This is a genomic window from Sphingomonas metalli (assembly GCF_014641735.1).
In the GTDB taxonomy this organism is placed as follows: domain Bacteria; phylum Pseudomonadota; class Alphaproteobacteria; order Sphingomonadales; family Sphingomonadaceae; genus Sphingomonas; species Sphingomonas metalli.
The window spans coordinates 112,614-126,807 of the sequence record NZ_BMIH01000002.1 but is presented as its reverse complement, the minus strand read 5'-3'; the positions used below and the strand labels follow the sequence as shown (position 1 = coordinate 126,807).

Here is a 14,194-nt window from a genome sequence, read left to right as displayed (position 1 = left end):
CTTTCAGAAGGCGGTGCGAAGGGACAGGAACGGTCCGCGCTGGCGCCGGACGGTCGCGATGCTGCCAAGGTCGGCATAGGCGGCGGTGACGGTCAGGTGCCGCGCGATCGCCCAGGCTGCGAACAGGTCGAACGCATGGTCTTCCCGAGCGAAGCGGAGATTGTCGGGCTTCGACCGGAACTCCGCCCCGACCACCAGCCGGGAGCTGAGCAGCTTGGCCGCCGACCCCTCGAACTGGACGCTGCGGCCGCGACGGCCGTCACCGCCGAAGCCCAGCAGCCCGAGCTGATTGGCCTTGGTCCAGCGCAGTGTGCCGTTCAGGACCAGACCCTCCGCCAGCAGCAGCTTGGTCGCGGCGACATAGAGGTCGGTGCCGCGGCTCTGCGCAGCGCCGACCGCCCGGACGACCGTGTCCTGGTTCGCGCGCTTGTACTGGATGCCGACGCTGATCTGCGGCAGCCAGCGATCCTGGTCGTACACCGCATCGCCCACGAGGCGCAGCTTGGCGCCGACGATGTCCTGTCCGAAGGTGAAGCCGCGGCCGAGACCGAGCGCGGCGCCGGCGGCACGCGTATCGAAACGCTGGCGGCCATAGGAGAGCTCGACGCGGTCGCGCAGGCCGATCGAGGCGCCCAATGCGGTCAGGGTGAAGGCCGGCAGCGCCACCAGCGTCGCATGCGCCGCCCCGCCGATACCGGCGTCGGTTTCCTGCCCGGCGATCGTAGCCCAGCTGGCGATGCCGCCGCCACCCGCGCCCTCGACGGTCGATATCCCGTCGGTCAGCAGCAGCTTGCCGCCCGATCGGTATTCGGCCGCAAGGATGGGGGAGGCGGGCAGGCACAGGCTCAAAATCGCCAAGCAGAACAGTCGCATCCGCATCGGATAGATCGTCGTGGTTGATGCCGCGTAAAGGCGGGATTTACGATGCGGCAATCGGGCCCGGGTTACGGAACGTGCCATGATCTGCCGGTTGCTGGGCGCGACGCTCGCCTGTTCTCTCGCCACTGCGGCCGCCGCCGCGCCCGTCGCCATCACGGTGCGCGGGGCTGATGGCGCGCCCCTGTCCGGAGCGGTGGTCACCGTGACCGCGCCGGGCGTTGCCGCACCCGTTCCGCGCGGCACCTATGCGGTCGAGCAGCGTGACATCCAGTTCCAGCCGCATGTCCTGATCGTGCCCGTCGGCGCGACCGTCGCCTTCCCGAATCGCGACAAGGTGCGCCATCACGTCTATTCCTTCTCCCGGCCCAAGAAGTTCGACCTCAAGCTGTACGGACGCGAGGACAGCCGCACGGTGACCTTCGACCAGCCGGGCGTGGTCGCGCTGGGCTGCAACATCCACGACACGATGAGCGGCTTCGTCGTCGTCACCGCGACGCCATTCGCCATCCAGTCGGACGGCGCAGGCTATGCCCGCTTCGCCGATGTGCCGGCGGGGCGGGTGACGGTGCAGGTCTGGCATCCATCGATCCGCGCGCCGGGCAACACGCTCTCGCAAACGGCGCAGATCGGCGCGTCCGGCCTGTCCACCACGCTCACCGTCCGGCACTGAGATGACGGTATCCGAAGTCCTCGCCCAGACCGGCGGACGCCTCCGCAGCTTCCGTTTCGGTTCGCTGCGCACGCGACTGGCGACGCTATACGCGGCGCTGTTCGCGGTGGCGCTGATCGGGATCGCCCTGGTCGCGCAGGTCGTCGTCAGCCGCAATGCACGCACGACCGTCGCCGCCGAGCTGGTGGCGAGCGGTGCGGTCTACGACCGTCTGTGGTCGCTGCGCGAACAGTCGCTGCGCAGCGCGGCCGACGTGCTCTCGCGCGATTTCGGTTTCCGCAGCGCCGCCGCGAGCGGCGACCGCTCGACCATCGCCTCCGCGCTGGTCAGTCTGCGGCAGCGCGCGGGCGTGCCGATCGCGATGTTCGTCGATCTGGACGGCGGGGTCATCGGCGGCACCGCCAGCGTCGCCCGGGTCGCGGCGGACGTGCCCTTCGCCATGGCACCGGGCCGTCGCGACGTGGTGATCCTGGCGGGCAGCACCGTCTATCGCCTCGTCCTGTCGCCGGTGCTCGCCCCGACCGAGATCGGCTGGGTCGTCTTCGCCGTCCCGCTCGACGCGGCGGAGATGCGCAATCTCGAGAAACTGTCGGCGATTCCGCTGATCGCGACGATGCTGCGCCGGGCGGACGACGGGCGCTGGGTGTCGATCGACGGCGCCGTGCCGCCGTCCGACGCCCTGGAGGCGCTGGGCGGAGCGCCGGACGGCAAGGGCGACCGGCACTCGGCGCCGGCCCTGCTCGACCTGCCCGACGGCGACGCCCTCGCGATCGCCCGCCCGCTCGCCGGCATCGGCGCCAAGCCGCAGGCGGCACTGCTGATCCGCTATCCCTATGGCCTCGCCATGGCGCCCTATCGTCCTCTGCAACTCGGCATCGGGCTGGCGGGATTGGCCGGCTTGTTGCTGGTGATGGCGGGCAGCCGACGGCTCGCGCGGAACATCGCCCGGCCGATCGCCGCGCTCGATCGCGCCGCGCAACAGCTCGAGGAGGGCGCACCCACGGTCGTCCAGGTGTCCGGCCGCGACGAGATCGGGCGACTGGCCGCCAGCTTCAACCGGATGGCGGCAGGAATCGCGGAGCGCGAGCAACGGATCGCCCATCTCGCCTTCCACGATCCGCTGACCGGACTGCCGAACCGCGTATCGCTGCGCGAGACGCTGGACCAGGTGAGCGCCCGCGTCCGGCGTACGGGCGGCCAGGCGGCGGTTCTGTCGCTCGATCTCGACCGCTTCCACGCAGTGAACGACACCCTCGGCCATCCCGCCGGCGATGCGCTTCTCCGGCGGATCGCCACGCTCCTGCCCGAGCTGGCGCCGGATGCCTTCATCGCCCGGTTGAGCGCCGACGAATTCGCGCTGGTGCTGGAAGGCGGCGCAGCCGATCGCCCGCGCGCGCTCGGTCAGGCGATCCTCGACCATTTCGCCGTCCCGATGATGGTCGAGGCTCACGCGGTGCCGATCGGTGTGAGCATGGGCATCGCCATCGCTCCGAGCGATGGCAACGATGCCGACACCCTCCTGAAGAACGCCGATCTCGCGTTGGCCGACGCCAAGCGTGACGGCGGCGGGGTGATGCGCTTCTTCGAACCGGCGCTCGACGAGGCCGCGCGCCGTCGCCGGATGCTCGAACTCGACCTGCGCGAGGCCGTGGCCAAGGGGCAGTTCACGCTCGCCTTCCAGCCGATCTTCGATCTCAAGGCGCAGCGGATCGGCGGTTTCGAGGCGCTGCTCCGCTGGCACCATCCCGATCGCGGCTGGCTGTCGCCGGTGGATTTCATTCCGGTCGCCGAAGAGACGGGCCTGATCGTGCCGATCGGCGAGTGGGTGATGCGCGAGGCCTGTCGCACCGCGACCCGCTGGCCCGAGCATGTTCGCATCGCCGTCAACGTGTCGGCGCTGCAGTTCCGCAGCCCCGGCTTCCAGACGGTAGTGCTCCAGGCGCTGGCGATCAGCGGGCTGGAGCCGCGCCGGCTCGAGGTGGAGATCACCGAATCGGTCTTCCTGGACGGGGAGGGGCCGGTCGTGGCGCTTCTCCATCGTCTGCGCGCGATGGGTGTCCGCGTGGCGCTCGACGATTTCGGCACCGGCTATTCCTCGCTCAGCTACCTGCGCAGCTTTCCCTTCGACAAGATCAAGATCGATCGCTCCTTCGTCACGCCGGTGGCACGCGATGCAAGTGCGGCCGCGATCGTGCGCGCGATCATCGACCTGTCCGCGGCACTGCGGACCGATACCACCGCCGAGGGTGTGGAGGACGACGAGCAGCTCGCGGTGCTGACCGAACAGGGATGCGGCAGCATCCAGGGCTATCTGTTCAGCCGCCCCGTCGATGCGGCGAGCACGCTGGAACTGCTGGCGACGCCCCTGGTGCGGGCGGCGGCCTGACGGAGCCTATCGAGCCTTGCCGGTTCAGTGGGCGAGCCGCGTCACCACCAGCATCAGCGCCAGCCCCGCGACCGTCGCCAGCGTCGCGCGCAAGCGGGGATCGCGCAGCCTGGCGCGGGGCACCAGCTCGCAGCTGCCGATGAACAGGAACACGCCGCCGAACGCCCCCAGGATGGGAGCGAGGAGGCTGCCGGGCAGCCGGATCGCCAGCCCGACGATCACGCCCGTCAGCGGCGCGAGCCCGTTCGCCAGGAGCCAGCGACGCGCCAGTGCCGGGCGGCTGCCGGTCAGCGAGAGGCTGACGGTGTTCACGCCGTCGGCCACGTCGTGCGTCAGGACTGCCAGGGCCAGGACCCACCCGATCTCGGGTGACATCTGGAAGGCGAGGCCGATCCCCATGCCGTCGAGGAAGCTGTGCAACGTCAGGCTGGCGGGTCCCAGATGGTCGCGCCATGGCGACGCGCCCTGGCCGAGCGCGCCGAGCCCGCGATCGAGCAGCATATAGCCGGCAAAGCCGGCCGCCACCCAGGCGAGGATCGCGCGGGGATCATACAGGCCACGGCCCAGCTCGAGCGCCTCCGGCACCAGATCGATCAGCGCGACGCCCAGCACGATGCCCGCCGCCAGACCGAGCACCAGCGAGATGCGGTCGTGGAAGCGCAGGGCGATGAGCCCGCCTAGCAGCGTCGCCGCGCTGGCGGCGATGCCGATGCCCAAGGGAAGCAGCAAATGGTCCATCTATTCCCCAGCCCCGCTGGCGCGGGGATGGCGGATCACAGCCCGACGCGCAACGTCGCGCGCAGGTCGCGCCCGGCAAGAGGCGCGAAATCCTTCAGGAAACTGGCGTGTCGACGAACATTGACGTCGAAGATGTTGTTCGCCGAGAGCAGGATCTGGGTCCGGTTGCCCGCCCCGAAGGGCGAGAAGGCGACGCTGGCGTTGACGACCGTATAGTCGCGGGTCGGCGTTTCGAAGGCGGCGACGCGGTTCTGGTCGAACAGATGCTCGATCTCGGCGCGGGCGGTGATCGCATCGCTCTGCGCCTCGAGTCCGGCGAGGACGCGCGCCGGGGGAATGCGCGGCACCGGCCCGACATCGACCACATTGGCGCGAACATAGTCGCCGAGCACGTCGAGGTTGAGGCGGGTGTTGCCGATCGCGAACAGATGCGCGGTCGCGTCCGCCTCCACGCCCCAATAGCGCGCGTCGGCCTGTTGGTACTGGAAGCAGGGCAGGTCGACCGCGTCCCCCGCCGCCGCGGCGCAGACCGACGGATCGACGGCGTTCTCCGAGATATAGTTGGAGAACCAGTTGTAATAGGCGGAGGCGTCCAGACTGAACCGGTCGGTATGGGCGTGAAAGGTCGCCTCGAGCGCCCAACCCTTTTCCAGCCGGAACCCGGCATTGCCCAGCTCATAGGCCTGGGTTCCCGCATGCGGGCCGTTGGCGAACAGCTCCTCGGCGGAGGGCGCGCGCTCGGTATGCGAGCCGTTGAGCCCGATCCGAACCGAGTCCGACAGCGCATAGGAAGCGCCCAGCGAGGCGGAGAAGGCGCCGAAATCGCGCCGGCCGCGCACGAACTGCGGCTGGGTGGTCAGCGGCCGGGCGGCGAGGCTGCTCCACTCATAGCGGGCGCCGCCCGCAAGCTTCCACTTGCCCGCATCATATTGTTGCAATGTGAACAGGCCGGTCTGATTGGTTTCGTTGGCCGGCAGGAACGCCTCGTCGCCGACCACGTCGAACAGGCGGTTGAGATATTGGATGCCGCTGGCACCCTTCCACCCGCCGCGATCGGCCTGGGCGACTTCGAAGCGGCCCTCCGTGCCGTTGTTGAAGAACTGGGTGCCGACCGATCCGTCCTCCTCCAGCTCGGCGTGGCGATAGTCGGCATGGCCGATGCGGATCCGCAGCGAGTCGATGAAGGGTCCGTTGACATAGACCTCGCCGCGCAGGTCGACGCGGTCCTGCGCCACGTCGAGGCGCGGCGCCTCCTGCTCCTGCCCGACCGCGGTCGCGTAGCGGATCGGCACGCCGTAGAAGCTGTCATAATGGCTGTAGGATACGCCGAGCTGCCCGCCCTCTGTGATCAGCGTGGCGCCCACGCCGGCTGTCCAGGTCTCACTCGCGGTGTTGGGCAGCCGGCCGCGGATCGCGGCGGAGGCGGCGAAATCGATCGGTTCGTCGCCGGTCTGCGGCAGGCCCACCTGGCTCAACGCCGCGGCGCGCGCGGCGGGCGACAGGGCGTAGCCGCCGATCTTCAAGTCGTCGGTCTTGATGTACGAACCATCGGCGTGCAGCACCAGATGCCGGCCGACGGCGACATCGCCCGCCGCGGAGGCCGAGCGCTCGTTCGCCGCCGAGCCATAATCGGCGATCCCGTCGAAGCGGTAGCCCTTCTCGGGCAGGCGACGGGGAATGCGGGTGTCGATGACGTTTACCACGCCGCCGACCGCGGAGGAGCCGAACAGCAGCGCCGACGGTCCCCGCAGCACCTCGATCCGCTCGGCAAGCAGCGGGTTGATGACGACGGGATGGTCGACGCTGGTGTTCGAGACATCGATCGAGCCGATGCCGTCGGTGAGGACGCGGATGCGCTCGCCCTGGAAACCGCGCAGGATCGGGCGCGACGCGCTCGGGCCGAAGGAGGTGGCCGACACGCCAGGCAGTCTGGCCAGCGTTTCGCCGATCGTGGGACGAAGGTCGCGCGTCAGCTCGGAGCCCGAAAGCACGGATGTGCCCTGGAGGACGTCCTGCTCGGTCTGATTGAGGATGCCGGTGATGACGATCTCCGGCGCCTGCCGGCTGGCCGCGACGGCGGCATCGTTCGGAACCGGGGCGGGCGCAGCGGCGGGGACACCGACCTGCGCCTGCGCCGTGGAGGCGAACGCGATCCATCCCGCGCTGAGCAAAAGACGCTTCATCAACTCGACTCCCGAACCTCGATGACGGTCGGGTAGTAGAGATGATATTATGTATCAAGAGACTTTTCTGTCATGTTGATCAAGGCAGGCGTGGCGTGGCGGCTCGAGCATGACGACGCTGATAGGCGGCTTACCGTCTGCTCCGAGCCGAACTGACGAGCCTGGAAACTCGCCGCCGCCTCGACTTCCCTCGGCACGTCCAGGTCCGCATGACGTCATACGCCACTCCAAATGGAAACAGCCGGGCGGGGGAGCGCCCGGCTGCTGCCGTTATCCGATCGTGACCGGCCGGGATCAGCCGTAGACGACCGCCTGGCTGCGGCGGCGGTAGCGCGACGCGCCCGCGACCATGCCGAAGCCCAGGAACATCAGTGCCCAGGTCGAGGGTTCGGGGACGGCGAAGACGACATTGTCGACTTCGATCGCCGGGCCCGACGACAGGAAGCGAACGCCGCCGATCAGGGCATCGACCGCATCGCGGGTGATGGTGATGCGACGGTTGGTGTTCGGCAGGTCCTGGTCGCCGTTCGGGTTCGCGGTGAACGACGCGCCGGTGTAGCGGGCGATCAGCGCACCGGTCGTGCTCAGCACTTCAACGGTGTTGAACGAGTCGATCGAACCGATGAAGAAGCTGACGCTCTGATAGCCGATCGTCGAAGCCAGCGTGGCCGAGGAGCTCGGGCCGACGGCCAGATAGGCCGAGCCGTCGCTGAACGCGGGCTGCGCATACTGACCGGCGGCATCGCCGCTGCGGATCGCCGCATTCGGACCCGTCAGGTTCAGCGTGATGCTCGAGGGCAGCGTGCTGTTGAAGTTCACGACCGTGCCGGCCGGTGCAGCGAAGGTGGCGGTGCTGCCATTCTGGGCGAAGAGCGTGGCGGCCGAGGCCGGGCTCGCGGCGCTCGCAAGCAGAGCGGCAGCAACAAAAATCTGTCGCGTCATGTTGGGTACTCCCTTTTACGGACAGGCGTCGCCACCGGCTGGCCCACCGCCAACCGTCAGAAAAGCCAAGCGTCTCCTGTCCAACCCGCAAACGACAGGTTGATCGAAAGGTTGCGGTGCAGCACAAAAATTTTAGTGAATTTTTTGGTAACCGTGGAGCTATGTCCCAATTGGGGACGTTATATCCACTATTGTGTCTGCACGTCCACTGCCGACACGGAATAGTGTCCCGCCAGCCACCGGACGATCTCGGCAGCGACCGGATGGTCGATTTGCGCATAGGCATGCGACAGGGAAGCATTCCGCTCGCCGAGCCGCGACAGACCGCCATCTTCGAAACTGAGAAGGTCCCGTTCCAGCATGGCGGCCAGCCGATCGCCGCACAGTTGCGTTGCCGCACTGCGGAATGCGTCCATGTAGCGATACGCCTCCCCCATTGCGTAGAGCATCGGCAGGGTCAGCGCCGGGATGCAGCCGAGCAGCGGCTGGAGCGCGGGGTTGATCGCGTGCCCGCTCAACCACGACGCGTTCGCAGCCGTCCGGCCGGTGAAGGCCCGCAGGTGCAGGTGCCCCGACATGCGCGGGCCGTCGTTGACGGGATAATTGTCCCAGAGACAGACCGGCCGCCCCAACTGCTCCGCCACGCGGGCTAGATGGCCGGGCGTGATCGCGCGGGCGCAGACCTCCTCGCCGGTCCAGAAGATCCGGACCGCCGGATCGAGCCGTCGGCCCAGCGTCTCGAGATACTGCGCCGGCCGCTGGCCGAACACCCGGTCGAGGACGCGATCGTTCGAATAGTAGCTCGGGCACATGAACAAGCGGGTCGCCCGCAGTCGTGCCGCACAATGATCGACGATCGCCGCCTGCCGTTCCGCCAGGTCCGGCAGGTCGCCGCGCATATCGTCGAACAGGATGGCGAGGTCATCGATCCCGAGCGCGTTCAGCGAAGCGATCCGGTCGGACAGTGCAGCCATCGCCTCCGCTTCCGGCGCCAGATGCAATTCGAAGGGGCTCAGCCCGATGCCGAATCGCATGCCGTACTCGCGGCAGTAGCTGGCGAAGGCGGCGATCTCCTGCGCCTCCGGATCCGGATGCGGCGAGCGCCAGTCCCGCCGCAGATGGCTGTCGGCCTTGGGCGCATAATGGTAGAAGCGGTAGCCCGCCGGCGCGAGATGCGCGACCACGGCCCGCCGCTCGGACCAGGACCAGCGCGGGCCGAAGAACCCTTCGATGATGCCGAGTTCGGGTGCGGGCGGGACGGTCATGACGGGGGCATCGCCCACCGGCGTCCCCCTTGTCCAGCGATGGGTGTCGCGAAGAGGCATTGATTGCCAAGCCTCTGCCCGCACCATATCGCTGCTGCCATGATGTCGCGTCATTTCACCCGGCGGGCGCTGTATGCGGGACTGGCCGTTCTGACGGCGGCGATGCCGCTTGCCGTGCCGGCCCAGCGCCAGCCTCTGACGGTGTTCGCCGCCGCATCCCTTGCCGATGCGCTGAGCGCCGTGGGGCGCGCCTATACCGCTCGCACGGGCCAACCCGTACGCCTCGCCTTTGCCGCCAGCGGCACCGCGGCGCGGCAGGTGCAGGCCGGTGCCCGCGCCGACCTGTTCGTCTCCGCCGACCGGGAGTGGATGGACGTCCTCGACAAGGCGGGCCGGCTGATGCCCGGCGCGCGGCGCGATCTGGTCGGCGGAAGACTCGTGCTGGTCGCGCCGGTGGCCTCCCGGACGCGGATGGTCATAAGACCGGGCTTTCCGCTTGCCGCTTCGCTCGGGCAAGGTCGTCTGGCGATCGGAGAGCCGGCTGCGGTTCCCGCGGGCCGTTATGCGCAGCAGGCACTGAGCCGGCTCGGCGTGTGGAACAGCGTCGCCGGGCGACTGGCGCCTGCGCCGGACGTGCGCGCAGCGCTCGCCTATGTCGCGCGGGGCGAGGCGCCGCTCGGCATCGTCTACGAAAGCGACGCGGCAGCGGAGCGGGGGGTGCGGATCGTCGGCGTCTTCCCGGCCGCGAGCCATGCGCCGATCGTCTATCCCGCCGCGGTGCTGAAGGGGGCGGGCAGCGGTTCCACGGCTTTCTACCGGTTCCTCGGCGGCGCGGAGGCGCAGGCGATCTTTCGCCGCTACCGCTTCCGCCCGCTACGCTAGGATGCTCAGTCCCGAGGAGTGGCAGGCGCTGCTGCTGAGCCTGAGGGTGGCGGGCTGGGCGACCTTCTGGGGTCTGATCGCCGCGATCGGCTTTGCGTGGCTGTTGGCGCGACACAGGTTCCCCGGGCGCATACTGCTCGATGCGCTGCTCCACGCGCCGCTTGTTCTACCACCGGTGGTCACCGGCTTTGCGCTGCTGCTGATCTTCGGAGTGGAAGGGCCGGTAGGTGGCTGGCTCGACCGGGCGCTGGGGGTCAGGCTCGCCTTCACCCCGGCCGGCGCAGCCCTCGCAGCCGGCGTCTGCGCCTTTCCGCTGATGCTGCGCGCCGCGCGACAGGCGATCGGCGCGGTCGACCCAGCGCTGGAGGATGCGGCGCGGGCGCTCGGCGCCGGGCCGGTCGACCGCGCCGTGACCATCGTCCTGCCGCTCGCTGCGCCCGGGCTTCTCGCGGCCGCGGTCGTGGGCTTCGCCGCGGCCCTTGGCGAGTTCGGGGCGGTCATCACCTTCGCCGCGAGCATTCCGGGCGAAACCCAGACGTTGCCGCTCGCCATCTATGCGGCCTTGCAGGTACCGGGCGGGGAGGGGGCCGCCTTGCGCCTGTCGCTGATCGCGCTGGCGGTTGCGCTCGTGGGGCTGATCGCGTCCGAGGCGCTGTTGGCGTTCGGCCGTCGGCGGGCGGCGCGATGACGCTGTCGGTGGCGATCCGCCGCCCGCTCGACGCCTTCTCGCTCGACATCGTCTTCGACGCGCCTGCCGATGGCCTGACCGTGCTGTTCGGTCCCTCCGGTGCCGGCAAGTCGGCCACGCTGGCGGCGATCGCCGGGCTCGCTCCGACCAGCTCGGCGCGAGTGGATCTGAACGGCGTCTCGCTGGATGCCTTGCCCGCCGAACGCCGCCGGATCGGCTTCGTCCATCAGCAGGCGCATCTCTTCCCGCACATGAGCGTCGAGCGGAACCTGCGTTATGGCTGGATGCGGGCGACGGAGACGAGGCCCATCGCCTGGGATGCCGTGATCGGGGTGCTCGGCATCGGCCACCTTCTCCACCGTGCCCCGCGCGACCTCTCGGGCGGCGAGCGGCAGCGGGTCGCGCTGGGGCGAGCGCTGCTGTCGCAACCCCGCCTCCTTCTGCTCGACGAGCCCGTCTCCGCCCTCGACGCCGCCCGGCGCGACGAGGTGCTGGGCTTCATCGCGGCCCTGAAAGAGCGTTTCGGCCTGCCGATCCTCTATGTCACGCACAGCGCCGAGGAGGCGCGGCGGCTGGGCGACTGGCTGGTGCGGATCGAACAGGGCCGCGTCGTGGCGCAGGGGCCGACCGCCGAGCTGCTCCCCGCGCGCGAGCTTGCGGGAGAGGTGATCGCGCCGGGCAGGATACGGGTCGACGGGCGGGACCTCGACATGCCCGGTATTGATGCGCCGGCCGGGTCGATCGTGCGGATCAGCTGGTAGGTCGGTCTGCCGTCGAACGGCGGCCGAGACGTCCTCTACGCGGCGCGCGCCAGCTGCCACGCCTCGGCCTTGGCGAGCGCGGCAGGATCGTCGACATCGATCCAGTCGAGATCGCTGCAATCGACCACCCCCGCCCGTCCTTCCGCCGCCAGCACCCGCACGCCGTCGGTCAGGGACGGCGCGCCGAAGCTGCCCAGAGCGGCGAACAGGGCCGGGCCGATCGCGAAGACACCGGTATCGTAGCAATCGGCGCTGCCGAGCCGCTTGCCGATCGCCACGATCGCGGCGCCGCGGGTCTCCACGCCGGTCACGTCGTCCGGATCGACCCAGGGATGACCGATTCGGCGATCGATCCCCAGCGTCACGCCGTCGCATGCGCCCGTCGATGCCAGCCGCGCATAGAGCGCCGGCGCCACGAGGTGGTCGCACATCGCCAGCACAGCCTGCTCGCCCTTCAGCGCCGGCGCGGCGGCGAGGACGGAGACGCCATTGGGGCGATCGGGATCGGGGGTGAAGACCACCTCGACGAACAGCGGCCAGTGCCGCCGCGCGAGATGCTCGGCGATCGCCCCCGCGCCATAGCCGAGCACCACGACTGCCCGGGTCAGCCCCGCCTCCGCCATCCCCGCCAGCGCATGGTCGATGAGCGGGCGGCCGGCGACGGGGCACAGCGGCTTGTACGGCGCCGAGCCGCGCAGCCGGCTGCCATGCCCTGCCGCCAGCAGCACCCCCGTCCGGATCATCCCCGTGCCGCCGCTCAGGCCGCGGCGATGAAGCGCTCGACCTCGGTCTGCGCCAGATCGTCGGTCATCTGGGTGCGCGGATGCTTGCAGAAATAGGCGGAGGCGGGATCGATCACGCCCCGCATCCCGCGATCGCGTGCGATCTTGGCGCAGCGGATCATGTCGATCGCCACGCCCGCGCTGTTCGGCGAATCCTCGACCGACAGGCGCAGCTCGAGGTTCATCGGCACGCCGCCGAACAGCTGGCCCTCCATGCGCAGGAAGCAGACCTTGTTGTCGTTCTGCCAGGGCACATAGTCGCTCGGGCCGATATGGACGTTGTCGTCCTCCAGCCGCTCTGCCGCGACCGATTGCACCGCCTCGGTCTTCGACACCTTCTTGGAGGCGAGCCGGCGATGGTTCGACATGTTGAGGAAGTCGGTATTGCCGCCGGTGTTGAGCTGATAGGTCCGGTCGAGCTTGACGCCGCGCTTGGCGAACAGGTCGGTCAGCACGCGGTGGACGATCGTCGCGCCCAGCTGCGCCTTGATGTCGTCGCCGATGATCGGCACGCCCGCCGCCTCGAAACGCGCCGCCCATTCGGGATTGCTGGCGATGAAGACGGGAATGTTGTTGACGAAGGCGACGCCGGCTTCCAGCGCGCACTCGGCGTAGAATTCCGTCGCCTGCTGGCTGCCCACCGGCAGATAGTTCATCAGCACGTCGGCGCCCGAGGCCCGCAATTCGGCGACGACCTCGTCCTTGCTCGGCTGGGTGTCGTTGGCGACGATGAAGGTCCGCTCGTCCTTATAGTCGGCCATGTGCTCGGCGACCCCGTCGAGCACCGCGCCCATCTTCACCACCGTACCGGTCGCGGGCACGTTGGGGGCGAAGACCGCGGTGCAGTTCGGCTTGGCGAAGATCGCGTCGGCGACGTCGCGGCCGACCTTGCGACTGTCGACGTCCCAGGCGGCGACGACCTTGATGTCCGCCGGGCGATAGCCGCCCATGTCCCAGTGCATCAGGCCGACCATGTCGTTGGCCCCCTCGCGATAATGTTCGAGGCCCTGCACCAGGCTGCTGGCGCAATTGCCCACGCCGATGATCGCGATGCGAATCGTACCCATTATTGTCCCTGTTCCCTGACGGTTAGCGCAACCGAAGCGGCCGGCATCGAATGAAGAAACGTGCGCTCGACCCGGCGGTGCCATGCCAGGCCCACCAGCGCGGCCAGCGTCAGCGGCCCGATCTCGAACCACCAGAACAGCCGCGGATCGCCGGCGAGCGCGGCCAGCGCGATGGCTGCGACCCGCACGTTCGCGGTCTGCAAGGCGAGGAGGCGCATCGGCGCGACAGCCGCGGCGGCATAGAGTCGGCCGAGTGCCGCCGAATCGGACGCGCTCGCCAGTCGCCGTTCGAACCCGTCCGACAGCCGCTCGGGCGTGCCCGCCAGCGCGTCGTAGAGCCGCACCGCGGGGCTGTTCGCGACCGGGTCGGCGGCCCTGCGGGCCTCGCCGCGGGCACGGCGATGGAAGCGTGCGCGCTCACCCTCGTAGAGGCTCGACTGCAGCGCATGCGCACCGCCCGCGGCGAAGGCCAGCGCCCACGCCTCGCCGGTTCCGATCGTCAGCGCGAGCGCGACATAGATGAGGATGAAGACGCCGTGATCGCACAGCCCGTCGAGCACCCGGCCGAGGGGGCTTGCCGTGCCGGTCGCCCGCGCGACCATGCCGTCGAGCCCGTCCATCACCAGCCACAGGACCGCGAGCACCAGCCCGGCGGCGATCCAGGCCGGGCGACCCGGATGCGCGAAGCTGAGCGCAGCGGTCGCGCCGATCGCCAGTCCGCCCAGCGACACCATATTGGCCGACACGCCCGCGCGAAGCGCGAGCGGCAACAGCCGCCGGCCGAGCGGATGGATCAGCCACAGGTTCGAGGGATCCTCGATCCGCCGATCGCGCGAATGGTCGAGCAGGGGCGCACGATGTGGCGGACGTGTCATCAGACCGTCACAATGCGCCCCTCCGCGAGGCTTTTCAATATGGCGCGAATTGATCTGTCGCAGCCTGGCACCCGCG

General features: G+C 69.5%; 13 protein-coding genes. 5 read left to right on the top strand and 8 right to left on the bottom strand.

Going from position 1 to position 14,194, the window contains the following annotated elements; genetic code table 11:
• Nucleotides 1–3: 3 nt before the first annotated feature.
• Nucleotides 4–873: a DUF3034 family protein gene (locus tag IEX18_RS06735; RefSeq protein ID WP_188657979.1), complete on the bottom strand. Its 870-nt coding sequence runs from the start codon at nt 871–873 to the stop codon at nt 4–6.
• 85 nt (nt 874–958) lie between these two features.
• On the opposite strand from IEX18_RS06735, the gene IEX18_RS06730 reads away from it, so the two are divergent.
• Together IEX18_RS06730 and IEX18_RS06725 are read left to right on the top strand one after the other, a co-directional pair.
• On the top strand, nt 959–1,549 hold the full coding sequence (locus IEX18_RS06730) for a methylamine utilization protein (RefSeq protein WP_188657978.1): 591 nt from the start codon (nt 959–961) through the stop codon (nt 1,547–1,549).
• Nucleotide 1,550: 1 nt separating this feature from the next.
• Entirely contained in the window at nt 1,551–3,935 is a 2,385-nt protein-coding gene (locus IEX18_RS06725) for a putative bifunctional diguanylate cyclase/phosphodiesterase (RefSeq protein WP_188657977.1), read from the top strand.
• 24 nt (nt 3,936–3,959) lie between these two features.
• On the opposite strand, the gene IEX18_RS06720 is transcribed toward IEX18_RS06725, so the two are convergent.
• The 4 genes from IEX18_RS06720 to IEX18_RS06705 form a co-directional block, all read right to left on the bottom strand.
• The gene (locus IEX18_RS06720; RefSeq protein ID WP_188657976.1) at nt 3,960–4,673 is read right to left on the bottom strand and encodes a ZIP family metal transporter; all 714 of its coding nucleotides are present in this window, start codon (nt 4,671–4,673) and stop codon (nt 3,960–3,962) included.
• Nucleotides 4,674–4,708: 35 nt separating this feature from the next.
• Nucleotides 4,709–6,856, bottom strand: coding sequence for a TonB-dependent receptor (locus tag IEX18_RS06715; RefSeq protein WP_188657975.1), 2,148 nt, complete (start codon nt 6,854–6,856; stop codon nt 4,709–4,711).
• A gap of 294 nt (nt 6,857–7,150) precedes the next feature.
• Nucleotides 7,151–7,798, bottom strand: a complete 648-nt coding sequence (locus tag IEX18_RS06710; protein ID WP_188657974.1) for an Npun_F0296 family exosortase-dependent surface protein — start codon at nt 7,796–7,798, stop codon at nt 7,151–7,153.
• A 188-nt stretch (nt 7,799–7,986) separates the two neighbouring features.
• Nucleotides 7,987–9,063, bottom strand: coding sequence for a beta-N-acetylglucosaminidase domain-containing protein (locus IEX18_RS06705; RefSeq protein ID WP_188657973.1), 1,077 nt, complete (start codon nt 9,061–9,063; stop codon nt 7,987–7,989).
• 99 nt (nt 9,064–9,162) lie between these two features.
• Between IEX18_RS06705 and modA the strand changes: the two genes are divergently transcribed.
• Genes modA through IEX18_RS06690 form a run of 3 tightly spaced genes read left to right on the top strand, consistent with a single transcriptional unit; the run spans nt 9,163 to nt 11,394 of the window.
• Nucleotides 9,163–9,945 carry a molybdate ABC transporter substrate-binding protein gene (gene modA, locus IEX18_RS06700; protein WP_229664419.1) on the top strand — a complete coding sequence of 261 codons (783 nt, stop codon included), beginning with the start codon at nt 9,163–9,165 and terminating at the stop codon, nt 9,943–9,945.
• A gap of 1 nt (nt 9,946) precedes the next feature.
• Nucleotides 9,947–10,633 (top strand): molybdate ABC transporter permease subunit, encoded by a 687-nt coding sequence (gene modB / locus IEX18_RS06695; RefSeq protein ID WP_188657972.1) that lies wholly within the window; start codon nt 9,947–9,949, stop codon nt 10,631–10,633.
• Nucleotides 10,630–11,394, top strand: coding sequence for an ATP-binding cassette domain-containing protein (locus IEX18_RS06690; RefSeq protein WP_229664418.1), 765 nt, complete (start codon nt 10,630–10,632; stop codon nt 11,392–11,394). The genes modB and IEX18_RS06690 overlap by 4 nt, the downstream gene beginning before the upstream one ends.
• 35 nt (nt 11,395–11,429) lie before the next feature.
• On the opposite strand, the gene IEX18_RS06685 is transcribed toward IEX18_RS06690, so the two are convergent.
• From IEX18_RS06685 to IEX18_RS06675, 3 genes are read right to left on the bottom strand one after another with little or no spacing between them, the layout of a single operon-like run.
• Nucleotides 11,430–12,137, bottom strand: a complete 708-nt coding sequence (locus IEX18_RS06685; RefSeq protein ID WP_188657971.1) for a phosphocholine cytidylyltransferase family protein — start codon at nt 12,135–12,137, stop codon at nt 11,430–11,432.
• 14 nt (nt 12,138–12,151) lie between these two features.
• Nucleotides 12,152–13,243, bottom strand: a complete 1,092-nt coding sequence (locus tag IEX18_RS06680; RefSeq protein ID WP_188657970.1) for an inositol-3-phosphate synthase — start codon at nt 13,241–13,243, stop codon at nt 12,152–12,154.
• The gene (locus IEX18_RS06675; protein WP_188657969.1) at nt 13,243–14,118 is read right to left on the bottom strand and encodes a CDP-alcohol phosphatidyltransferase family protein; all 876 of its coding nucleotides are present in this window, start codon (nt 14,116–14,118) and stop codon (nt 13,243–13,245) included. The genes IEX18_RS06680 and IEX18_RS06675 overlap by 1 nt, the downstream gene beginning before the upstream one ends.
• Nucleotides 14,119–14,194: the final 76 nt, after the last annotated feature.